Origin of the sequence: Denitromonas iodatirespirans (assembly GCF_018524365.1) — a bacterium.
GTDB lineage: Bacteria > Pseudomonadota > Gammaproteobacteria > Burkholderiales > Rhodocyclaceae > Nitrogeniibacter > Nitrogeniibacter iodatirespirans.
On sequence record NZ_JAEKFT010000008.1, the window covers coordinates 87,139 to 109,345 of the forward strand.

Genomic DNA, 22,207 nt, shown 5'->3' on the forward strand with positions numbered 1-22,207 from the left:
CTCCATCTGTTGGGTGGCGTCTCGGCCACCCGGGGTGAGTTGCGCCGACGGGGACGACGCGAAATAATCGAAAATTAATCTCCGGCACGCAGTGTGTCTCCTGCGTACACAAGGCGAAAATTCTAGCATGCCGACGTCGACGAATTCTGTCCGCCTCCTGAGCTTCGAGGGGAGTCCTTTCCGCCTGCACCAGCCGTTCGCGCCGGCCGGTGATCAGCCCGAAGCCATCGCGAAACTGACCGAGGGGGTCGATGACGGCTTGATGTACCAGACGCTGCTCGGGGTGACCGGCTCGGGCAAGACCTACACCATGGCCAATGTGATTGCGCGCTGTGGCCGGCCGGCCCTGGTGCTGGCACACAACAAGACGCTGGCCGCACAGCTGTATTCGGAGTTCAAGGAGTTTTTTCCCGAAAACGCGGTGGAGTATTTCGTCTCGTACTACGACTACTACCAACCCGAGGCCTACGTGCCCTCGCGCGATCTGTTCATCGAGAAGGACTCGAGCATCAACGAGCACATCGAGCAGATGCGCCTGAGCGCCACCAAAAGCTTGATGGAGCGGCGCGACGTGGTGATCGTGGCGACCGTGTCGTGCATCTACGGCATCGGCGATCCGGTCGACTACCACAGCATGGTGCTGCATCTGCGGGAGGGCGAGCGCATGGCCCACCGCGACCTGCTCGGGCGCCTGGTGAGCATGCAGTACGCCCGCGCGGATGTGGACTTCCGGCGCGGCAGTTTCCGCGTGCGTGGCGATGTGATCGACATCTTCCCCGCCGAGAACGCCGAACTGGCAGTGCGGGTGGAGATGTTCGACGACGAGATCGAGCACCTCACCTTGTTCGACCCGCTGACCGGCCATCTCAAGCACAAGCTGGCGCGCTTCACGGTGTACCCCTCCAGCCACTATGTGACGCCGCGGGCCACCGTGCTCAAGGCCATGGAGGGCATCAAGGCCGAGCTGCGCGAGCGTATCGAGGTGTTCCAGCACGCCACCAAGCTGGTCGAGGCGCAGCGCATCGAGCAACGCACCCGTTTCGATCTGGAGATGCTCAACGAGCTGGGCTTCTGCAAAGGCATCGAGAACTACTCGCGCCACATGTCCGGCCGTGCGCCTGGCGAACCGCCGCCGACGCTGATCGACTATCTGCCGCCGGACGGCCTGCTGTTCGTCGACGAATCCCATGTGAGCATTCCGCAGGTCGGCGCCATGTACAAGGGCGACCGCTCGCGCAAGGAAAACCTGGTCAACTATGGTTTCCGCCTGCCCTCGGCCATGGACAACCGGCCGCTGAAGTTCGAGGAATTCGAGCGGATGATGCCGCAGACCGTGTTCGTGTCGGCCACGCCCGGCAAGTACGAAGCGGAGCGTCAGGCGCAGGTTGTCGAGCAGGTGGTGCGCCCGACCGGGCTGGTCGATCCGGTGATCGAAGTGCGTCCGGCAACCACGCAGGTCGATGATCTGCTCGGCGAGATCAAGCGTCGCACCGACAAGAGCGAGCGGGTGCTGGTCACCACGCTCACCAAGCGCATGGCCGAGGATCTCACCGACTATCTGCTCGAGAACGGCATTCGCGTGCGCTACCTGCATTCGGACATCGACACCGTCGAGCGGGTCGAGATCATCCGCGACCTGCGCCTCGGCCAATTCGATGTGCTCGTCGGCATCAACCTGTTGCGCGAAGGCCTGGACATCCCCGAGGTGTCGCTGGTGGCCATTCTCGATGCCGACAAGGAAGGCTTCCTGCGCTCGGACCGTGCCCTGATCCAGACCATCGGCCGGGCGGCCCGCCATGTGCATGGCACGGCGATCCTGTATGGCGACGTGGTCACCGACTCGATGAAACGGGCGATCGCCGAAACCGAACGTCGGCGCGAGAAGCAGACCGCCTACAACGCGGAGCACGGCATCACGCCGGCCTCGGTGGTCAAACGCATCAAGGATATTATCGACGGCGTGTATTCCAATGCAGCCGCCGATGCGGTCGCCGCAGGCAAGGCCGAAGCGACCGACTACGCGTCGATGGACGAGAAAACGCTGGCCCGGACGATACGCCAGCTCGAGAAGCAGATGCAGACGCATGCCCGCAATCTGGAATTCGAGCAGGCCGCCAAGCTGCGGGACGAATTGTTCCGCCTGCGCAGCCAAGCGTTCGGCGCCGATCGGCATGACGACATCTGAGGAGGCCTGGGCGAGCGTGAGCCAGAGAATTCTGTTTGTGTGTACCGGCAACATCTGCCGATCGCCCACCGCCGAAGCCGTGGCCCGTCACTGGTTGCGGATGGTTGGTCTGGACGGCGTGGTGAGTGTCGATTCGGCAGGGATCCAGGGCTCGCATGTCGGCGAGGCGCCCGACCCACGCAGCCAGCGGGCTGCGGCGATACGCGGCTACGACCTCTCGCGCCAGCGTGCCCGCAAGCTGACCGAGGCGGATTTCGCCGAGTTCGATCTGTTGCTGGCGATGGATCGCGGCCACCTGAGAGCAATGCAACACAAGTGCCCGCCCGAGCATCAGGCCAAGCTGCGCCTGTTTCTCAGCTTCGCCCCGGAATGCGACCGGCAGGATGTGCCCGATCCGTATTACGGCGCAGGCCACGGGTTCGACGAGGTGCTGGACCTGTGCGAATCGGGCGTGCAGGGATTGCTCGACACGCTACGCGACACGGCCTGACGGCCAAGGGCACCGAGCGCCGCCGATCCGGCCGGCGCGCGACGCGCGGGCCGGGATCCCGCGGCATGATGAAAAAAGGCTCAGCCATGATGCGCTGAGCCTTTTTTCGACCGTTTCCGGTCATGCCTGGCTGGACTTACTTCCGCGTTTCAACCTGCTGAAGCTCGCCTTCCTTCGGCATGCTGACCGGCTGCGGACGGGGACGACCGAGCGGCACCACCGGCGCGGGGGCCGGCTGATGCGTGACCTTCTCCGGGCGGGTTTCGATCATGGTCAGGCCGCTTTCTGCCAGATTGATCGGTGCCGCCGCGGTCACCGGTGCCGGTTTTTCGACGGGCGCCGGTTTCGCTTCCGGTTCGGCCGCGGGGGTTTCAGCTGCCGGGGCTTCTTCTTCAGTCACCGCTTCGATCACCGGCTCGGCGTCGGTCTGCGGCGCAGCCACTTCCTCCGGTTCGGGCGCGGTTTCGGTTTGCGGGGCGTCGATGGCCGGAGCTTCCGCCGATTCGGCCACGGTGTGCGCGATATCGGCAGCCGGGGCTTCCGCCTCGGCGGGGGCCGGCTCGGGCGCCGCGGCTACTTCGGCCTCAGCGGCCTCAGCCACGGTTTCCGTCGGCGCGGGGGCGATTTCTACCTCGGCAGCGGCTTGCGTGTCGCTCGGGGCGGCATCCGTCGCAACCTGTGCGGCCTCGGTCGTTTCAGCGGGCAGGGCAGCATCTTCGGTGACGGCGGTGTCGCCTGCCTCGGCCGTCGCTTCCGCGCTGCTGTCTACTTCTTTGGCCTCGACGGTCGTGCTGTCTTCGTTGCGGTTCTGACGCGAACGACGACGGCGGCGACTGCGGCTGCGGCCTTCGCCGCCTTCCTCGGTGCCCGCATCTGCCGGCTCGGCGCTGGTGTCGGCCTCGATCGTGTCGGTTGTGGCGACGACTTCCTCGTTGCTCTCTTCAGCGGACGGCGTGTCGGTCGTCTCGTTCTGACGGCCCCGGCCACGGCGGCTGCGTCGGCGGCGGCTGCCGCTGCCCTCGTCGGTGGCCGCCACGGCAACGGCCGCTGAGGTCAGCACATCGGCTTCGGCGTCGGTTGAGGTGTTGCGCGCCTCTTCGCTGGCCTGGACGTCGGTTTGCACCTCGTCGCTGCGGCTGCCGCCACGACGGTTGCGGCCGCGACGGTTGTTGCCGCGAGACTCGTCGCCCTCGCCGCGGTTGTCGCGTGACGGGCGGCCTTCGGCCTGCGCCTCGGTGCGCCCACCTTCGCGACGCTCGTTCCGGTCGCTGCGTTCGCTCCGGTCGTTACGATCACGACGACCCCGGCCCCGGCGGCCATCGCCCCGGGCCTGCTCTTCGCGCGGCGATTCGCTGCGTTTGCGGCGTGCGGGCTCTTCGACGGCCGGCGCCTGGGCGGCAGGAGCTTCGCTGCTGAACAGGCGCTTGAGCCAACCGAAGAAACCGCCGCTTGCCGCGGGGGCCGCGGCGACAACGGGGGCTTCTTCCTTGACCTCGGTGATTGGTGCCGGCTGGGCCGGCGCGATGGAGCGCACGGCGGCCTCGGGGCGCGCCGGCTTCTTGCTGCCTTCGATGACCGCTTCGCTGTAGTTGGTCTCGGCCGGCATCTGCACCATCTGGTAGCTGGGCAGCGCAGTGTCTTCCTGATTGAGCTGGTCGTGGCGCAGGCGGATGATCTCGTGCTGCGGGGTTTCGAGATGGCGGTTGGGGACGATCAGGAGATTGACCTTGTGGCGCATCTCGATATGGGCGATGTCGACCCGCTTCTCGTTGAGCAGGAAGGTGGCGACGTCGACCGGTACCTGCACGTGGACCGCGCCGGTGTTTTCCTTCATCGCCTCTTCTTCGAGAATGCGGACGATGTGCAGCGCCGACGATTCGGTGCTGCGGATGTGACCGGTGCCGCTGCAGCGCGGGCAGGGGATGTAACTGGTTTCGGCCAGCGCCGGGCGCAGGCGCTGACGCGACAGTTCGAGCAGGCCGAAGCGGCTGATCTTGCCGGTCTGGACGCGGGCACGGTCATGGCGCAGCGCGTCGCGCAGGCGGTTCTCGACCTCGCGCTGGTTCTTGCTCGACTCCATGTCGATGAAGTCGATGACGATCAGGCCACCGAGGTCGCGCAGGCGCAACTGGCGGGCCACTTCGTCGGCCGCTTCGAGGTTGGTGCGAAGCGCCGTCTCTTCGATGTCGGCACCCTTGGTGGCGCGGCCGGAGTTCACATCCACCGACACCAGCGCTTCGGTGTGGTCGATGACCACGGCGCCACCCGAGGGCAGGGTGACCTGGCGGGCATAGGCGGATTCGATCTGGTGCTCGATCTGGAAGCGCGAGAACAGCGGCACGTCGTCGCTGTAGCGCTTCACGCGATTGACGTTCTGCGGCATGACGTGGGCCATGAACTGGCGCGCCTGCTCGTAGACATCATCGGTGTCGATCAGGATTTCGCCGATGTCCGGCTGGAAATAGTCGCGGATCGCGCGGATGACGAGGCTGCCTTCCTGGTAGATGAGGAAGGCGCCGGCCTGCGCGTGGGCCGCGCCATCGATGGCGCTCCACAGTTGCAGCAGGTAGTTCAAGTCCCACTGGAGCTCTTCGGCGCTGCGGCCGATCGCGGCGGTGCGCGCGATCAGGCTCATGCCGGCGGGCACTTCGAGGGCGTCCATGACTTCGCGCAGTTCGGCGCGCTCGTCACCCTCGACACGGCGCGAAACGCCACCGCCGCGCGGGTTGTTGGGCATCAGGACGAGGTAACGGCCAGCCAGCGAGACATAGGTGGTGAGGGCGGCGCCCTTGTTGCCACGCTCGTCCTTCTCGACCTGGACGATCAGTTCCTGACCTTCCTTGAGGACATCCTGCGGTCGCACGCGTCCTTGCTGGTCGCCACCGGCGCCCAGGTAGTTGCGCCCGATTTCCTTGAATGGCAGGAAGCCGTGCCGGTCTGCTCCGTAATCAACAAAAGCGGCTTCAAGACTGGGTTCGACCCGGGTGATGACCGCCTTGTAAATGTTGCTCTTTCGTTGTTCTTTTGCGGCCGATTCGATATCGAGGTCGATCAGTTTCTGACCGTCGACGATTGCGACGCGTAGTTCTTCGGCCTGCGTCGCGTTGAAAAGCATGCGCTTCATGGGTTCGTTCTCCCGCGTGTTCCACACGGGCAGGACGAGCGGCGCGCACCTTCGTGCGAGACGGAGTTTAGCGAGTTATCTTTTTAGGAGAACGGCTCTCATCCGGTAAGTTCTAGCTAACGAGGGTCGGCTGGTCGGTTCTCATGTTTCCCGCCCTGAGGGCCGGAACTTCTGATCCTGCGTGTGGGTGACGCGTATAAGCAAGAAGACAAAACAGGGTTTGCTTGCGTTACCATCGCAGCCTTTCGGGGCTGCGAGCGGAAACTTCTGACTGGCCGGGAACCACAAAAAACGGGTTCTTTGTGCCGTCGCGAGCATTGGCATTTCCGCACAAGGCCGCATGGCGCTGGACCAAACCGGTCAGAGCGCAAGTATATGGCAGGATGATGGCGCAAAGCAAAAAGCTTGAAGTTCGGCACGAGCAGATCGACACGGAGTCGGCCGGGCAGCGTATCGACAATTACCTTGTGCGTATTCTGAAAGGCGTACCCAAGAGCCATGTCTATCGCTTGCTCAGGAGTGGGCAGGTGCGCGTTGGCGGTCGCCGCGTGGCACAGACCTATCGCTTGCAGGTCGACGATCTAGTACGGATCCCGCCGGTGCAGGTGAGCACGGCCAGCGAGCATCGCGTGGTGCCTGTCGGCCAGGCCTTGCCCGTGCTTTATGAAGACGAGGCGTTGCTGATACTCGACAAGCCGGCCGGGCAGGCGGTGCATGGCGGGAGCGGGGTCAGCTTCGGCGTGATCGAGCAATTGCGCCGGCAGCGGCCGGATGCGCGTTTGCTGGAGCTGGCCCATCGGCTGGATCGCGAAACCTCCGGTTTGCTGATCGTCGCCAAGAAGCGCGCCGCGCTGGCCGCCTTGCATGAACTGATGCGCAACGGGGGAATCGAAAAGCATTATGTGACGGTGGTCAGCGGCCGGTGGATGAACCCTCGCCAGCACATCCGCACCCCGCTGTATAAATACCTCACGGGAGACGGCGAGCGGCGGGTGCGGGTTCAGGCCGACGGCAAACCCGCGCACAGCATCGTGACCTTGATGCGGCGCTGGGAGACGGTGAGCCAGTTGGGGGTCGAGTTGAAAACCGGGCGGACGCACCAGATCCGGGTGCATCTGACGCATCAGGGTTTCCCGCTGGTGGGGGATGACAAGTACGGGGATTTCGCCTTGAACAAGCGCTTGGCGAAAGAGGCGGGTTTGACGCGCATGTTCCTGCATGCGGCCCGGTTGCGCTTTGCGCACCCCTTGACCGGTGCGCCGGTCTCGGTGGAGGCGCCGCTGCCGCCCGAGTTGCAGGCATTTCTGAAACACTTGGATGCGAGCGAGGTGCGCGATGCCGGCGAAGCGGTATGAGCTGATCGTGTTTGATTGGGACGGCACGCTGATGGATTCGGCCGCTGCGATTGTGCGTGCCATCCAGGCCGCCTGCCGCGATCTGGGGCTACCGGAGCCGGAAGATGTGCGCGCACGCCACGTGATCGGCCTGGGCTTGAGCGATGCCTTGAGCTACGCGGTGCCCGAGCTGACCGAAGCCAGGTATGCCGAGATGGTGGCGCGCTATCGGCATCACTACCTGTCGCGCGATCAGGAACTGGTGCTCTTCGAGGGCATCGACTCGACGCTCAAGCGCTTGGCTGATGGTGGCTGGCGATTGGCGGTGGCGACGGGGAAGAGCCGTGTCGGGCTCGACCGAGCGTTGGCACATACTGGTCTGGGGGCGCACTTTCATGCCACGCGCTGTGCCGACGAATGCTTTTCAAAGCCGCATCCGGCCATGCTTGAGGAGTTGATGGCCGAGCTTGCGGTGCCGGCCGGGCGCACCTTGATGATCGGCGACACCACCCACGATCTGCTGATGGCACAGAACGCCGGTGTGGATGGACTGGCCGTCACCTTCGGCGCGCATGAGCCGGCAACGCTCGCGTCGGTGCCGTCGGTGGCGCAGGTGGCGACGCCGGGAGAGTTGGATCAATGGTTGCTGGCCAACGCCTGATCTGTTCGGCCGAGCAGTTGTGCGAGGGCGGTGCCGGCGTGCGATTCACGATCGATGGTGTCGCCGGGCCGCTGCCGGCGTTCGTGGTGCGTTTCGATGGGCAGCCTCGGGCGTTCGTCAATCAATGTGCCCATGTGCCGATCACGCTGGATTGGTTGGAAGGCGTGTTCTTCGATGGCGAGGGCCACTACCTGATCTGCGCCACGCATGGCGCGACCTATGATCCGGTGTCGGGCATTTGCGTGGCCGGCCCCTGCCGCGGTGCCCGCCTGCGCCCTGTGCCGGTGGTCGAGCGTGACGGGGCGATCTGGCTCGCACCGACCGAAGGGTGAAAGGCGGCGGTCTTACGCCAACAACAGAAAGACGGTCGGCACCTTGCCCAGCTCGGGTAGCGGGTGTTCTCGCCAGGCTGCGACGCTGCGCATCCGAATCCACTCGTCGGTGGTGGTGATGCCGCGCGCGACGCAGAGGCGGGTGCCGGGACGACAGGTGGCGACGATGGCGTCGAGCATGCGTTGATTGCGGTAGGGCGTTTCGATGAACAGTTGCGTCTGTTTCTTGTGTGCCGACTCCGATTCGAGCGCCTTGAGGGCGGTCGTCCGCTCGTCGTCGTGCACTGGCAGGTAGCCATGAAAGGCAAACTGCTGGCCGTTGAGGCCGGAGGCCATGAGCGCCAGTAGCAAGGAAGACGGGCCGACCAGGGGAACGACCTGGATGTCCAGCGAATGGGCGGCACCCACCAGCAGGGCGCCCGGGTCGGCAACGGCCGGGACCCCGGCTTCGGACATGAGCCCGATGTCGTTTCCGTGCAGCGCCGGGCTGAGTAGTTCGCGCAGCGCGCCGTCGGTGGGCCGTTCGGGCAGTGCGCGGATGTTCAGCTCGCGCAGCGGCACCGGGTGTTCGAGGCGCTTGAGGTCCGCGCGCGCAGTCTTTTCGTTCTCGACGACGAAGTGCCTGAGCTGTCGGGCGATGTGCGCGGCATCGTGCGGCAGGGTGGCCGTCCATGGGCTGATGCCGAGGCTGGCAGGGACGAGGTAGAGCTTTCCGCGAGTGCTCGTCATGGCACCACGACGCCTTCGGCGCGCAGCATCCGTGTCAATGCGATCAGCGGCAGGCCGATCAGCGCGGTGGGGTCGTCGCCGCTCAGTGCGTCGAGCAGGCTGATGCCCAGGCCTTCGACCTTGGCGCTGCCGGCGCAATCGAGCGGCATCTCCTTCTCGACATAGCGGGTGATCTCCTCGTCGCTGAGCGCACGAAACTGCACCACCGTCGGCACGCCGGCGACCTGGATGCGGCCCGTGGCGCTATTGATTAGCGCCACTGCTGTATGAAACACCACGCGCTGGCCACGCATCTGCTGTAGCTGGGCAATCGCCTTCGGCACGCTGCCCGGTTTGCCGAAACGGTGTTGGCCCAGATAGGCGACCTGGTCGCTGCCGATGATCAGTGCATCGGTGGAGCGCTCGACCAGCGCGCGTGCCTTCGCAACGGCGAGGCGCTCTGCGGTCTGGTCTGGCGTTTCGGTATCCAAGGCCGATTCGTCGACCTCGGGGCGGGCAACGACGAAAGGCAGGCCGAGACGCTCCAGCAGTTGGCGGCGATAGATGGAGGTGGAAGCGAGAATCAGGGGCATGGCAATTGAGCAGCCGGGTTTCCGGTGGGTGGCGGGCTTTGACACGGGTAATCGAAAATACTATCATGCGCCGCTTATGTCGCGAGATAGCTACGTGATTGATTCGCTGGCCTTCGCGCGCGAGGGCAGGCAAAAGGCAGGCCGGTTGCCGGTGAGCGATTTCGATCGCTTGGCCGCTCTGGTCTGTGCGCCGTCGGGTGACGTGGTGTTCTCGGTCACTGGCGAGAGAGACGATCAGGGGGCTTCATTCCTTGAGGTTTCGGCAAGCTGCACCCTGGTGGTGCGTTGCCAGCGGTGCCTGCAGGCGATGTCCTGGCCGGTAGAAGTGGCCGGGCGGTTGTTGCTGGTGCCTCCGGGGCAACCATTGCCGGACGATGATCTCGAAGAGGATGCGTTCGATCCGATCCATGCGGACAGCGCGCTGGCCTTGTTGCCCCTGGTCGAAGAAGAGATCCTTCTCGGCATGCCATTCGCGCCAAGGCACGAACAGTGTGATGCGCCGTTGCCGTTGGGCGGCGCCGTTAAAAAATCGCCATTTTCCGTCCTTCAAGGGATGAAGACGGGAAAGGGCACTGAAAATTGATTGCTCCAAGGAGTTATTGCAATGGCTGTTCAACAGAACAAAAAATCGCCTTCCAAGCGCGGCATGCGTCGTTCGCACGACGGTCTGACGGCTGCGCCGCTGGCGGTTGAGTCGACGACCGGTGAGGTGCACCTGCGCCATCACATCAGCCCGAACGGTTTCTACCGCGGCAAGAAAGTCGTCAAGACCAAGGGCGAATAAGCCTTGCCGAAAGAGGCGGCGCGACGCGTCCTGCGTTCGCGCCGTTTTTTCGTCCCGATCTTTTCCAATTGCCTGGCCCGACGTCGATGAACGTGACTATTGCTGTCGACTGCATGGGGGGGGATCACGGCCCGTCCGTGACGGTTCCGGCTGTCTGCGAATATCTCAAGCGCAGCGCCCGTACGCAGATCGTGCTGGTCGGCCGGCCCGAAGCCATCGAGCCGCTCTTGTCGGCCGCACCGCCGGATGTGCGCGGCCGCGTGCGCCTGCAGGCCGCCAGTGAAGTGGTCGGTATGGACGAGCCGCCGGCCAACGCCATGCGGAACAAGAAAGACTCGTCGATGCGGGTGGCGATCAATCTCGTCAAGTCGGGTGACGCGCAGGCGGCCGTTTCGGCCGGCAATACCGGCGCGCTGATGGCGATTTCCCGTTTTGTCCTGAAGACGCTGCCTGGCGTGGATCGGCCGGCCATCGCGTCGATCCTGCCGTCGATGCGCGGCTGCACCTACGTGCTGGACCTCGGCGCCAACGTGGATTGCACGGCCGAGCATCTGTTGCAGTTCGGTATCATGGGCGCCAGCCTAGTGGCGGCGGTGGAGCATATCGACCGCCCGACGGTGGGCCTGCTCAATATTGGCGAAGAAGACATCAAGGGCAACGAGGTGGCCAAGCGTGCGGCGGAACTGCTTCGCAGCAGCGGCCTGAACTTCTTCGGCAACGTCGAGGGCAACGATATTTTCAAAGGCACCACCAATGTCGTGGTGTGCGACGGTTTTGTCGGAAACGTGGCCCTGAAAGCGTCGGAAGGCCTGGCGCAGATGATGGGCACCTTCCTGCGCGAAGAGTTTCAGCGCAGCCTGTTGACCAAGGCGATGGCGCTGCTGGCGGCCCCCGTGCTGAAGCGCTTCAAGGGGCGGGTCGATCATCGCCGCTACAATGGCGCGGCACTGGTCGGGCTGCGTGGTGTGGTCGTCAAGAGCCACGGCTCCGCCGATGCTTACGCCTTCGAGCAGGCCATCGCGCGGGCTGCCGAGGCTGCCGGAAATCGATTGCTTGAGCGCATTACCGAGCGGATGGGTGCGCGGGAGGAAGCCGTATGATTTATGCGCGAATTGCAGGAACCGGCAGCTGTCTGCCCGGCGCTCCGGTCACCAACGACGATCTGGTCGCACGCGGAATCGACACCTCCGACGAGTGGATCACCACGCGCACCGGCATCCGTGCCCGGCATTTCGCGGCCGACGGCCAAAGCGCCAGCGACCTGGCGGAGATCGCCGCGCGGCGGGCCATCGAAGCGGCCGGGATGCAGGCCGAAGATGTCGACCTGATCATCGTCGCAACCTCCACCCCCGACTATATTTTTCCCAGCACTGCCGCGCTGCTTCAGTCGCGCCTCGGTATTCGCAACGAAAGTCCGGCCTTCGACGTGCAGGCGGTGTGTAGCGGTTTCGTCTATGCCCTGACGGTGGCCGAGAAGTTCATCCGGTCCGGCAGTCACAAGCGCGCGCTGGTGGTCGGGGCCGAGGTCTTCTCGCGCATTCTCGACTGGCAGGATCGCACCACCTGCGTGCTGTTTGGCGATGGCGCCGGTGCCATCATGCTCGAAGCCTCGGAGACGCCGGGCATCCTGTCGACGGCCTTGCATGCCGACGGCAGCCATCATCCCATTCTCTGTGTGCCGGGAACCGTGGCGTCCGGCAAGGTGCTTGGCGATCCGTTCCTGCGCATGGACGGGCAGGCCGTGTTCAAGTTCGCTGTGCGGGTGCTCGGCGATGTGGCGCAGGAAGTGCTGGCATCTGCCGCGTCCGATGTGGGCGAGGTGGACTGGTTGATTCCGCACCAGGCGAACATCCGCATCATCCATTCCACGGCAAAGCGGCTGGGGCTGCCCCTCGAGCGTGTGGTCAGCACGGTCGATGCGCATGGCAATACCTCGGCAGCGTCGATTCCCCTGGCGCTCGATGTCGCGATTCGCGACGGACGCATCCAGCGCGGCCAGCGGCTGGTACTCGAAGGCGTCGGCGGTGGCTTTACCTGGGGCGCCGCGCTGGTCCAGTATTGAGCGGTTCCGTTCAAGGAGTTTCCATGAAGTTCGCACTCGTATTTCCCGGCCAGGGCTCGCAGTCCGTCGGCATGATGGCGGCCTATGGCGATGCCCCGGTGATTCGCCAGACGTTTGAAGAGGCCTCCGAGGCCCTGGGCGAAGATCTCTGGGCGATGGTGGCCGATGGGCCGGCCGAGCGCCTGGCGCAAACGGTCAATACCCAGCCCCTGATGCTGACCGCCGGCGTGGCGGTGTATCGCGCCTGGTTGGCGGCCGGCGGTCCGGCCCCGGACCTGGTGGCGGGCCACAGCCTGGGCGAGTACAGCGCGTTGGTGGCCGCGGGCGCGCTGAAGTTCTCCGACGCCGTGCCGCTGGTGCGCTTCCGTGCGGCGGCGATGCAGGCTGCGGTGCCGGCCGGGCAGGGCGCCATGGCGGCCTTGTTGGGGCTGGATGCCGATGCCGTGATCGCCGTGTGTGCCGAAGCGGCCGAAGACGAGGTGGTGGAGGCGGCAAACCTGAACGCGCCCGGGCAGATCGTGATCGCCGGCGCCGTTGCCGCCGTCGATCGCGCGATGGCGCTGGCCAAGTCGCGCGGTGCCAAGCGGGCGGTACTGTTGCCGGTAAGCGCGCCGTTCCACTGCGCCCTCATGAAGCCTGCGGCGGAGCAATTGGCGGAGCGCCTGGCCGGGGTCGAAGTTTCCGCGCCCAGCATTCCTGTCGTGAATAACGTGGATGTCGCGATTTGCACCGATCCCGCGCAGATCCGCGACGCCCTGGTGCGTCAGGCCTATTCGCCCGTGCGCTGGATCGAGTCGCTCGAAGCCATGGCCGCGCAGGGCGCTCGTGCTGTGATCGAATGCGGTCCGGGCAAGGTGCTGGCGGGGCTGACCAAGCGCATCGTCAAGGATGTGCAGGGTGGGGCGATTGTCGACGAGGCCTCGCTGGGTGAATCGATTGCTTTGGTAAAGGAAAACGCATGACGAAGGTTCTCGACGGCCAGGTTGCACTGGTGACGGGCGCATCGCGCGGCATCGGCCGGGCGATCGCGATGGAGTTGGCGGCCATGGGGGCCACTGTGGTGGGGACGGCGACGTCCGAAACCGGGGCCGCGGAGATCGCCAAGGCGCTCGCCGAGCAGGGCTATACGGGTAGCGGTCTGGCGCTCAACGTCACCGATCCGGCGGCCTGCGAAGCCGTCATTGCACAGATCGAAAAGGACTTCGGCTCGGTGGCCATTCTGGTCAACAATGCCGGCATCACCCGCGACAACCTCGCCATGCGCATGAAGGATGACGAGTGGGATGCGGTGGTCGATACCAACCTCAAGGCCGTCTTCCGGATGTCGCGGCTGGTGATGCGCGGCATGATGAAGGCGCGCCATGGTCGCATCATCAACGTGACATCGGTGGTCGGCAGTTCCGGTAACCCCGGGCAGGCCAACTATGCGGCTGCCAAGGCGGGCGTGGCGGGCATGGCCCGTGCGCTGGCGCGCGAGCTGGGTAGTCGCAACATCACGGTCAATTGTGTGGCACCGGGCTTTATCGATACCGACATGACCCGGGCTTTGCCGGACGCAGCGCGCGAAGCGCTGACCGGCCAGATCGCGGCCGGCCGCCTGGGCCGGCCGGAAGAAGTGGCGGCAGCGGTGGCCTTCCTGGCATCGCCGGCGGCATCGTATGTGACTGGCACCACCTTGCATGTCAATGGTGGCATGTACATGGCTTGAACTTGACCCTATCGGCGGGCCGCCTTTTTGGTAGAATACGCCCGCCTTAACTACATACCCGCATATCCGGGAAGGAGCTATTTCATGGAGAACATCGAACAACGCGTCAAGAAAATCGTCGCGGAGCAGCTCGGTGTTAACGAGTCCGAAATCAAGAACGAGTCCTCGTTCGTGGACGATCTTGGCGCAGATTCGCTGGACACCGTGGAACTGGTGATGGCGCTCGAGGAAGAATTCGAGTGCGAAATTCCGGACGAAGAGGCTGAGAAAATCACCACTGTGCAGCAAGCCATCGATTACGTGACTGCGCATTTGAACAAGTAATAACGGATACCGGAGCGAACATTGACACGTCGCAGAGTTGTTGTAACCGGCCTGGGCATTATTTCCCCTGTCGGTAATTCCATCCCGGAGGCTTGGGACAACATTGTCAATGGCCGCTCCGGCATCTCGGAGATCACGCGTTTCGACGCGTCGGCCTTCCCGGTGCGCATTGCCGGTGAGGTCAAGAATTTCGATATCGGGAGCTATCTGTCGCCAAAAGACGCGCGCCGGATGGATACCTTTATTCACTACGGCCTAGCCGCCGGCATTCAGGCGGTCAAGGACGCAGGGCTGGAAACGGCCGGGGTGGACGCAGAGCGCATCGGCGTGAATATCGGCTCGGGTATCGGCGGCTTGCCGATGATCGAGGCGACACACGACGATTACCTCAAAGCCGGCCATCGCAAGATTTCGCCCTTCTTTATTCCCGGTACGATCATCAACATGATCGCCGGTCATCTGTCGATCATGTATGGCTTCAAGGGGCCTTGCCTGGCCATGGTCACGGCCTGCACCACGGCAACCCATTGCATCGGCGAAGCCGCGCGGATGATTCAGTACGGCGATGTGGATGCCATGGTCGCCGGTGGTGCCGAGTCGACGATCACGCCGCTGGCGATCGGCGGTTTTGCCTCTGCACGCGCCCTGTCCACGCGCAATGACGATCCGGCCACGGCCAGCCGTCCCTGGGACACTGGTCGCGACGGCTTCGTGCTCGGCGAAGGTGCGGGCGTGGTGGTGCTCGAGGAGTACGAGCGCGCCAAAGCGCGTGGTGCCAAGATCTATGCCGAGGTGGTTGGCTACGGCATGAGCGCAGATGCCTATCACATGACCGCGCCATGCGAAGACGGCGACGGGGCTGCCCGTTCGATGTCCAACGCCATTCGTGACGCGGGCCTGTCGGTCGAGAATTTCGACTACATCAATGCCCACGGCACCTCCACGCCACTGGGCGACGTGGCCGAAACCGTGGCCGTCAAGCGCTGCTTTGGCGACCATGCCAAGGCGCTGGTGGTCAGCTCCACCAAGTCCATGACCGGTCACCTGCTGGGGGCTGCGGGTGGGGTCGAGGCGGTGTTCACGGCGCTGGCGGTGCACAACCAGATCGCCCCGCCGACGATCAACATCTTCGAGCAGGACCCTGCCTGCGACCTGGACTATGCCGCCAATGCGGCCCGTCCGATGGAGATCCGGGTGGCGCTGTCGAATTCGTTCGGGTTCGGTGGTACCAACGGGACCTTGGCGCTCGCCCGGGTCTGAGCATGCCGGAGGCGGTCTTCCGCCTTCCCCTGACGCTGGCGCTGAAGCCGTCCCGCGACCTTTCCCGATTGTCGATCGGTGCAGGTGGCGGGGCGGCTTTGGTGCTTTTGCTGACCCCAGGTGTGGCCTGGTATGTCGTGGCGGGCGCGCTTTGCCTGATGGCGGTGTGTGGTGGGCTGGCGCGCCGGCGCCCGGCCACATCACAGACCCTTTGCCTGTTGCCTGACGGCCGCTGGATTCCGCCTGGTGAATCCGAGGCCTGCGAGTTGGCGCCGTCGAGCGTCGATATGGCTGGCGTGCTGTGGCTGCATGGGCGCAATGCCCACGGGCGACGGTTTTCGCTCATGGTGCTGCCCGACAGCTTGGGTCATCCCGATGGTTGGCGGTGGCTGTGCATCTGGTTTCGCAACGCCCCCGGTGAGCGGCCGGGTTCGCAGCCTGTCGGCCCTGAGGGATCATGACGCGTCGAATCTGAGGCGGTTGAACCGCACGAAACGACGAAGCGGCTGGATAGGGCGGTGTTTTCACCGGCCCATCCGACCCGACGAAAATCCAATGGTCCGCTAGAGCTTGGGCGCGCGGCGGGGGCGCAACACGGTGTCCTTCGGGCGTGGAAGCATCTGCGGATAGTCACGACTGAAATGCAGCCCCCGGCTTTCCTTGCGGCGCAGGGCACAGCGAACGATCAGGTCGGCAGTGGTCACCAGATTGCGCAGCTCGATCAAATCGTTGGTGACCCGGAAGTTCGTATAGAACTCGTTGATCTCCCGGCTGAGCAGCCGGATGCGGTGTTGCGCGCGGAGCAGACGTTTGTGGGTGCGGACAATGCCGACATAGTCCCACATGAAACGCCGCAGTTCCTCCCAGTTGTGGGAGATGACGATTTCCTCGTCGGCATCGGTGACCCGGCTCTCGTCCCATGGCGGGAGCGGCAGGGCTGGGTGCGGTGCTTGAGCGAGGATGGCGGCAGCGATGCTCTCGCTGAATACGACGCATTCGAGCAGCGAGTTGCTGGCCAGCCGGTTGGCGCCATGTAATCCCGTGCAGGTGGCTTCGCCGACGGCGTACAAACCGGGCAGGTCGGTCCGTCCGCTCAGGTCGGTAAGAATGCCGCCGCAGGAGTAGTGGGCGGCCGGAACCACCGGGATCGGTTGCCGGGTGATGTCGATGCCTAGCTCCAGGCAGCGTGCGTAAATGGTGGGGAAGTGCGATTGCAGGAAATCGGCCGGTTTGTGCGAGATGTCCAGGAAGACGCAGTCCAGCCCTCGTTTCTTCATCTCGAAGTCGATGGCGCGGGCCACGATGTCACGCGGTGCCAGTTCGGCGCGCGGGTCGTGCTCGGGCATGAAGCGCTCGCCGCTGGGCAGGCGCAGCAATCCGCCTTCGCCCCGCACCGCTTCAGAGATCAGGAAAGACTTGGCTTGCGGATGATAGAGGCAGGTCGGATGGAACTGGATGAACTCCATGTTCGCCACCCGGCAGCCGGCCCGCCAGGCCATGGCGATGCCGTCACCCGTGGCGGTGTCCGGATTGGTGGTGTAGACGTAAACTTTGCCGGCCCCACCTGTGGCCAGCACGGTGCTCGGGGCGCTCAGGGTCTTGACCTGGTCGTTGTCGATGTCGAGCACGTAGGCGCCGAGGCAGCCGTATTCGGGCCGTCCGAGTTTGCTGCCGGGGATCAGGTCGATCGCGATGTGGCGTTCGAAGATCGTGATGTTCGGGTGGGCGGCGACCTGAGGTGTCAGGGTGGCCTGCACTGCGGCGCCGGTGGCGTCGGCGGCATGGATGATGCGCCGGTGGCTGTGACCGCCCTCGCGGGTGAGGTGGTAGCCGGTCGGGCTGTCGTCGTCGCGCGTGAAGGGCACGCCGCGTTCGATCAGCCACTGGATGGCGCGTCGGCTGTTTTCGACCACATGCTGGGTGGCGGCGCGGTTGTTCAGTCCGGCGCCGGCGTCGAAGGTGTCGGCAACATGCGATTCGACACTGTCCGACGGATCGAGCACGGCGGCAATGCCGCCTTGCGCCCAGGCGCTGGCGCCGTCGGCGAGCGCGCGTTTGGTGACGATGGCGACACGACGATGTTCCGCCAGGCGCAGGGCGAGCGACTGGCCGGCCAGTCCACTTCCGATGATGATGACGTCGAAGGCTTCCACCGACAGGTCCCAGCAAAATGACGGGCGCCAACTATATCACTCGCGCCCCCGCGGCTGGTGAAGCAAAAACCCTTGCGCCGTCTGAACTATTCGGCACGGGGGGAGTCGATTGCACAGGTCCTTGCGCTTTTGGCGCGACGCGGTGGGTTGGTTATACTTTCGCGGTTTATGCTCCGCCATGATCGATCCCCGATTTCCGCCAGATGCCAAATGACCGATAGAGAATTGGATCAACAACTTGTTGAGCGCGTACAGCGCGGGGACAAACAGGCGTTCGGCCTGTTGGTCTCCAAGTATCAGCGCAAGTTGTTGCGCTTGCTGTCGCGTTTGATCCGTGATCCGGCGGAGGTGGAGGATGTCGCTCAGGAAACGTTCATCAAGGCGTATCGGGCCTTGCCGGCGTTTCGTGGCGAGAGTGCGTTCTATACCTGGCTCTATCGTATCGGTGTCAATACGGCGAAGAACTATCTGGTTGCGCAAGGTCGAAGAGCACCGACGGCCACCGGGTTCAGTTCGGAGGACGCCGAGACTTTCGACGACGGCGAGCAGTTGCGGGACATCAATACGCCCGAGCGGTTGATGATGTCGCGCCAGATCGGTCAGACCGTCGAGACGGCAATGGAAGCGTTGCCCGAAGAATTGAGAACCGCAATCGTTTTGCGTGAAATCGAAGGAATGAGTTACGAGGAGATCGCCGGCATCATGGAATGTCCCATCGGTACGGTGCGTTCGCGGATATTCCGGGCTCGCGAGGCGATTGCAGAGAAACTTCGGCCGTTGTTGGATACGGCCCCTGACCAACGGTGGTAGGTATGAAGGAACGTATTTCGGCACTGCTTGATGGTGATGTTGACGCCCAGGCAATGGAACCGGTCCTTGGTTCTGTCAGGGCGTCAGCCGATGTTCGACGGCAGTGGGATCGCTACTGCCTGATCGGGGATGCGCTGCGCGGCGAGGTGGATTTGTCGCAAGATCTGACCGCCCGGGTCATGGCCCGCCTGGAGGATGAGCCGACGGTGCTGGTGCCTGTGGCGCTTCGACGCAACGAAACGCCCCGTCCCTCGTGGCGAAAGCTGATGCCGCTGGCGGCATCGGTCGCAGGTGTCGCTGTGGTCGGTTGGCTGGCGTTTCCGGTCGCGTCCGACTCACCCGCCAATACGGCGGCCATTCAGATGGCCCGAATGACGCCGGCGCCGATGGCGACCAAAGTCGTTGCCGACGACAAGCGGGACAACGAGCCATTGCGCGCCTATCTGTTCGCCCACCAGAGCCTGTCAAATCAAGGGGCGATCCCTGCGGTTGCACCTTTCGTTCGGACGGTCGCCGAGGTGTCTCCGGGGGCGCAACGATGAGGCGTTGCCTCGTTGCCCTGTGGTTGTTCGTCGTCGGCGGTGTCGCCGTCGGCGCGCCCGAGCAGGATGCGCTGTTCTGGATGGACCGGATGGCGAGTGCTGCTCAGAAACTGAATTACTCCGGCACGTTTTCGTATCTCAGCGGCAAGCGCCTCGAAGCCTTGCGCATTGCGCATGTGGTCGGCCCGAATGGCGAAGTGGAGCGTCTCGAAACGCTCGACGGCAACCCGCGCGAGGTGATCCGCAACAACAGCGAAGTGCGTTGCGTGCTGCCGGATCTGAAAACCGTGATCATCGACCGGGTCGGCAAGCGCCGCGCCTTTCCCGCACGCTTGCCGATGGCGGTCTCAGCGCTTGACGAGTATTACCGGATCTCACTGGGGGATGTCAGCCGGGTGGCTGGGCGCAAGGCGCAACTGGTCGTGCTCGAGCCCAAGGACACGCTGCGCTATGGCCACCAATTGTGGGCCGATGTGGATAGCGGCTTGTTGCTCAAAGCCCGGTTGGTCGGCGCCAAGGGCGAGGTGATCGAGCAGTTCGCGTTCAACGAGATTCATGTCGGCGAGGCCGTGGATCCGTCGTTGCTCGAGCAGAAGTATGCCGTGGCCGATGACTGGCAGACCGTGAACGCCAAGGGTGACGAGGCCGACGGCGAGGCCGCCGCATGGCGCCTTGGCGATGTGCTGCCGGGGTATCGGCTGGTCTCCAGCGTTCGCCGCTCGGTCGGAGCCCAGGGGCAGTCCGTGCTGCACATGGTGCTCTCCGATGGCATGGCCAACATTTCCGTCTTTGTCGAACCGGCGTCGGCGGGCGGGGCGTCGGCGAGTGCCGGTTTCATGGAGGCCGGATCGATCGCCGTGTATGCCCGTAATGTCGGGGGCCAGCGGCTGACCGTGCTGGGCGAGGCGCCGCATGAGGCACTGCGTCGCGTTGGCGACGGTATGACGGTGGATGCCCAGTGATCGAGGCGCGGGGGGTGGTGCTGCGGACGGCGGACCGTCGAGCCTGGGTCCGGGTCGACGACCAACCCACCGGCTGTGGACGCTGTCACGAACCCGGTGGGTGTGGCGGTGCGAAGATCGCTCACGCCTTCGGCAAACCCGACGAAGTCTTCCATGTCGACAATCCGCAGCATTTCGCTGCCGGTGATCGCGTGCGCCTGCAGATCGACGACGGCGCCGCCTTGGGCGCCGCGGCCATCAGCTATGGCCTGCCGACCCTCGCGGCCCTTGTCGGTGCAGGTGTTGGGACTTGGTGGTCCGGCAATGCCGGTGCGGTGATCGGACTGGCCGCAGCGCTGGCGCTCTCGGTCGCCGCCGTCCGCCGGATCGGTGGGCGTCGATTCTGGCGGCAAAAGCTGTCCGTGCGGCTGGCGGCCGATGCGGCATGCGCCCAAGCGGGGCCGGTCACGGCGCATCATGATTAGGCGGTGGTGCAGCCAGTGGGTGCTGGTCTTTACCTGCGTCGCCGGGGTGTCGGCGTCGGTCCTTGCGGAGACGTTGCCGGACTTTCAGCGTCTGGTGCGCGAGCACGGGGCCTCGGTGGTCAATATTAGCGTTTCCCAGCCTCCTTCCGTCGCTCCGGCGCCGCGTGGCTTGCCGGGCGACAATCCGCATGTGCCCGATTTTCTGCGGCGTTTCCTGCCGGACGCGCCGCAGGTGGAGCCCGATGACATCGAGCAGTCGCAGGGGTCGGGCTTCTTCATTTCCGACGACGGCTACATCCTCACCAATGCGCATGTGGTAGGCGATGCTCAGAGCATTCAGGTGCGTCTGCTCGACCGGCGCGTCTTCGTGGGGACGCTGGTGGGGCTTGACCGGCGTGCCGATATCGCGCTGCTGAAGATCGATGCCAGCGGCCTGCCGGCCGTGCGGCTCGGCGCGCCGGACAGCGTTTCAGTCGGCGAGTGGGTGGTGGCCATCGGGTCGCCCTTCGGTTTTGAGAACAGCGTGACGGCCGGGATCGTCAGCGCCAAGGGCCGCGTTTTTCCCGAAGAGAGCTTCGTGCCCTTCATCCAGACCGATGTGGCGATCAACCCGGGCAATTCGGGTGGTCCGCTGTTCAACCTGGCGGGCGAGGTGGTCGGCATCAATGCCCAGATATTCAGCCGTACCGGCGGTTTCATGGGCGTCTCGTTCGCCATTCCGATCGACATCGCCATGGATATCCAGACGCAGCTCAGAAAGGCCGGCAAGGTCGAGCGCGGGCGAATCGGCGTCGGCATCCAGGAAGTCACCGCCGCATTGGCCGGCGCCTTCGGCCTGTCTTCGCTGGATGGCGCGCTGGTCGGCTCCGTCGAACCGGACAGCCCCGCGCAGCGCGCCGGCGTGCGTGCCGGCGATGTGATCGTCCGTTTCGGCGATCAGTCCGTTCAGCGCTCCGATGATTTGCCGCGCATTGTGGCCCGCATGGCGCCGGGGCGGGAGGTGCCGATGGATGTGCTGCGTGGCGGCGAGCGGCAGACCTTGCAGGTCACGCTGGGGCAGTGGCCCGAGGCCGACCGTGCCACGGCGCATGCCCGGCGACCTGCATCGAAGCCCGCGCAGTGGTCGCGTCGCGGCCTGGATCTGGCTGCGCTTGCCGGTGCCCGCTTGAAGTCGATCGGGGCGCCTTGGGGCCTGGAGGTGCGCAAGGCCGAGGGACCGGCGGCACGTGCCCGGGTGCGCGAAGGCGATGTGCTGGTGGCCGCTGTCGAAGACGGAAAGCAAACCCCACTGCGCACGCTCGACGACCTGGACGCGGCGCTCGGTCGCTTGGAGGCGCAAGCGCCGCTGGTGGTGCTGCTTCAGCGCGGTACCGCGCGCAGCTTCGTTGCCATCGAGGTGCCTTGATGGCGGTGTTGCGCTTGCTGGGCCGCAGTTGGTGCCATTTGTGCGATGACATGCTGGCGGCGGTGCAGCCGCTTGCCGACGCGGCGGGCGTGTCGATCGACGTCATCGATGTGGACAGCGATCCGGCACTGGAAGCACGTTGGGGCGAACTGGTGCCGGTGCTGCTGACGCCCGAGGGCGAAGAATTGTGCCACTACCATCTCGACACCGCCGCGGTGCGTGCCTATCTGGCCCGATTTCCGCTAGAATCCGCCGATTGACTACGCCCGGGAACCGAGGGTGCCGCAAGGCACCTTTTTTGTTGTG

24 protein-coding genes are annotated in these 22,207 nt (G+C 64.8%); 20 read left to right on the forward strand and 4 right to left on the reverse strand.

From position 1 onward, the window contains the following. Positions 1–127: 127 nt before the first annotated feature. Positions 128–2,185 (forward strand): excinuclease ABC subunit UvrB, encoded by a 2,058-nt coding sequence (uvrB, locus tag I8J34_RS09305; RefSeq protein WP_214361125.1) that lies wholly within the window; start codon positions 128–130, stop codon positions 2,183–2,185. Next, positions 2,172–2,675, forward strand: a complete 504-nt coding sequence (locus I8J34_RS09310; RefSeq protein ID WP_214361126.1) for a low molecular weight protein-tyrosine-phosphatase — start codon at positions 2,172–2,174, stop codon at positions 2,673–2,675. The genes uvrB and I8J34_RS09310 overlap by 14 nt, the downstream gene beginning before the upstream one ends. Positions 2,676–2,811: 136 nt before the next feature. Here the strand turns inward: I8J34_RS09310 and I8J34_RS09315 are convergent, their stop codons facing one another. After that, positions 2,812–5,799 (reverse strand): Rne/Rng family ribonuclease, encoded by a 2,988-nt coding sequence (locus tag I8J34_RS09315; protein ID WP_214361127.1) that lies wholly within the window; start codon positions 5,797–5,799, stop codon positions 2,812–2,814. 383 nt (positions 5,800–6,182) lie between these two features. Between I8J34_RS09315 and I8J34_RS09320 the strand changes: the two genes are divergently transcribed. Genes I8J34_RS09320 through I8J34_RS09330 form a run of 3 tightly spaced genes read left to right on the forward strand, consistent with a single transcriptional unit; the run spans position 6,183 to position 8,126 of the window. Then, a complete protein-coding gene (locus tag I8J34_RS09320; RefSeq protein WP_214361199.1) occupies positions 6,183–7,154 on the forward strand; it encodes an RluA family pseudouridine synthase in 972 nt (323 codons plus the stop codon). Beyond that, on the forward strand, positions 7,135–7,794 hold the full coding sequence (locus I8J34_RS09325; RefSeq protein WP_214361128.1) for an HAD-IA family hydrolase: 660 nt from the start codon (positions 7,135–7,137) through the stop codon (positions 7,792–7,794). Before I8J34_RS09320 ends, I8J34_RS09325 begins: the two co-directional genes overlap by 20 nt. Then, positions 7,773–8,126, forward strand: a complete 354-nt coding sequence (locus tag I8J34_RS09330) for a Rieske (2Fe-2S) protein (RefSeq protein ID WP_214361129.1) — start codon at positions 7,773–7,775, stop codon at positions 8,124–8,126. The genes I8J34_RS09325 and I8J34_RS09330 overlap by 22 nt, the downstream gene beginning before the upstream one ends. Before the next feature lie 12 nt (positions 8,127–8,138). Here I8J34_RS09330 and I8J34_RS09335 read toward each other — a convergent pair whose 3' ends face one another. Continuing rightward, positions 8,139–8,855 carry an SAM-dependent methyltransferase gene (locus I8J34_RS09335; protein ID WP_214361130.1) on the reverse strand — a complete coding sequence of 239 codons (717 nt, stop codon included), beginning with the start codon at positions 8,853–8,855 and terminating at the stop codon, positions 8,139–8,141. Further along, positions 8,852–9,427, reverse strand: coding sequence for a Maf family protein (locus I8J34_RS09340; RefSeq protein ID WP_214361131.1), 576 nt, complete (start codon positions 9,425–9,427; stop codon positions 8,852–8,854). The genes I8J34_RS09335 and I8J34_RS09340 overlap by 4 nt, the downstream gene beginning before the upstream one ends. Here I8J34_RS09340 and I8J34_RS09345 point away from each other — a divergent pair. From I8J34_RS09345 to I8J34_RS09385, 9 genes are all read left to right on the forward strand, one after another. Then, positions 9,426–10,010: a YceD family protein gene (locus I8J34_RS09345; protein ID WP_214361132.1), complete on the forward strand. Its 585-nt coding sequence runs from the start codon at positions 9,426–9,428 to the stop codon at positions 10,008–10,010. The genes I8J34_RS09340 and I8J34_RS09345 overlap by 2 nt on opposite strands. A 21-nt stretch (positions 10,011–10,031) precedes the next feature. Then, complete coding sequence (gene rpmF, locus I8J34_RS09350; protein WP_214361133.1) at positions 10,032–10,211, forward strand: 50S ribosomal protein L32; 180 nt, start codon at positions 10,032–10,034, stop codon at positions 10,209–10,211. Positions 10,212–10,297: 86 nt separating this feature from the next. After that, positions 10,298–11,311, forward strand: a complete 1,014-nt coding sequence (gene plsX / locus I8J34_RS09355; RefSeq protein WP_214361134.1) for a phosphate acyltransferase PlsX — start codon at positions 10,298–10,300, stop codon at positions 11,309–11,311. Then, positions 11,308–12,273 carry a beta-ketoacyl-ACP synthase III gene (locus I8J34_RS09360; RefSeq protein WP_214361135.1) on the forward strand — a complete coding sequence of 322 codons (966 nt, stop codon included), beginning with the start codon at positions 11,308–11,310 and terminating at the stop codon, positions 12,271–12,273. Before plsX ends, I8J34_RS09360 begins: the two co-directional genes overlap by 4 nt. A gap of 23 nt (positions 12,274–12,296) precedes the next feature. Then, on the forward strand, positions 12,297–13,235 hold the full coding sequence (fabD, locus tag I8J34_RS09365; protein ID WP_214361136.1) for an ACP S-malonyltransferase: 939 nt from the start codon (positions 12,297–12,299) through the stop codon (positions 13,233–13,235). Further along, positions 13,232–13,981 carry a 3-oxoacyl-ACP reductase FabG gene (gene fabG / locus I8J34_RS09370; protein ID WP_214361137.1) on the forward strand — a complete coding sequence of 250 codons (750 nt, stop codon included), beginning with the start codon at positions 13,232–13,234 and terminating at the stop codon, positions 13,979–13,981. The genes fabD and fabG overlap by 4 nt, the downstream gene beginning before the upstream one ends. Before the next feature lie 84 nt (positions 13,982–14,065). Beyond that, positions 14,066–14,305, forward strand: a complete 240-nt coding sequence (gene acpP, locus I8J34_RS09375; RefSeq protein WP_214361138.1) for an acyl carrier protein — start codon at positions 14,066–14,068, stop codon at positions 14,303–14,305. Positions 14,306–14,326: 21 nt separating this feature from the next. Then, the gene (gene fabF, locus I8J34_RS09380) at positions 14,327–15,565 is read left to right on the forward strand and encodes a beta-ketoacyl-ACP synthase II (RefSeq protein WP_214361139.1); all 1,239 of its coding nucleotides are present in this window, start codon (positions 14,327–14,329) and stop codon (positions 15,563–15,565) included. Positions 15,566–15,567: 2 nt separating this feature from the next. Further along, positions 15,568–16,026, forward strand: a complete 459-nt coding sequence (locus I8J34_RS09385; RefSeq protein WP_214361140.1) for a protein YgfX — start codon at positions 15,568–15,570, stop codon at positions 16,024–16,026. Between the two features lie 102 nt (positions 16,027–16,128). On the opposite strand, the gene nadB is transcribed toward I8J34_RS09385, so the two are convergent. After that, positions 16,129–17,718 (reverse strand): L-aspartate oxidase, encoded by a 1,590-nt coding sequence (gene nadB, locus I8J34_RS09390; protein ID WP_370661883.1) that lies wholly within the window; start codon positions 17,716–17,718, stop codon positions 16,129–16,131. A gap of 210 nt (positions 17,719–17,928) precedes the next feature. Here nadB and rpoE point away from each other — a divergent pair, with 210 nt between their 5' ends. From rpoE to I8J34_RS09420, 6 genes are read left to right on the forward strand one after another with little or no spacing between them, the layout of a single operon-like run. Then, complete coding sequence (gene rpoE / locus I8J34_RS09395; RefSeq protein ID WP_214361141.1) at positions 17,929–18,528, forward strand: RNA polymerase sigma factor RpoE; 600 nt, start codon at positions 17,929–17,931, stop codon at positions 18,526–18,528. A 2-nt stretch (positions 18,529–18,530) separates the two neighbouring features. Next, entirely contained in the window at positions 18,531–19,070 is a 540-nt protein-coding gene (locus tag I8J34_RS09400; RefSeq protein WP_214361142.1) for a sigma-E factor negative regulatory protein, read from the forward strand. Then, a complete protein-coding gene (locus I8J34_RS09405; RefSeq protein ID WP_230411776.1) occupies positions 19,067–20,032 on the forward strand; it encodes a MucB/RseB C-terminal domain-containing protein in 966 nt (321 codons plus the stop codon). Before I8J34_RS09400 ends, I8J34_RS09405 begins: the two co-directional genes overlap by 4 nt. Then, a complete protein-coding gene (locus tag I8J34_RS09410) occupies positions 20,029–20,496 on the forward strand; it encodes a SoxR reducing system RseC family protein (protein ID WP_214361143.1) in 468 nt (155 codons plus the stop codon). The genes I8J34_RS09405 and I8J34_RS09410 overlap by 4 nt, the downstream gene beginning before the upstream one ends. Continuing rightward, positions 20,489–21,901: a Do family serine endopeptidase gene (locus I8J34_RS09415; protein ID WP_214361144.1), complete on the forward strand. Its 1,413-nt coding sequence runs from the start codon at positions 20,489–20,491 to the stop codon at positions 21,899–21,901. Before I8J34_RS09410 ends, I8J34_RS09415 begins: the two co-directional genes overlap by 8 nt. Continuing rightward, a complete protein-coding gene (locus I8J34_RS09420) occupies positions 21,901–22,161 on the forward strand; it encodes a glutaredoxin family protein (RefSeq protein ID WP_214361145.1) in 261 nt (86 codons plus the stop codon). The genes I8J34_RS09415 and I8J34_RS09420 overlap by 1 nt, the downstream gene beginning before the upstream one ends. The last annotated feature ends 46 nt before the right edge of the window (positions 22,162–22,207 follow it).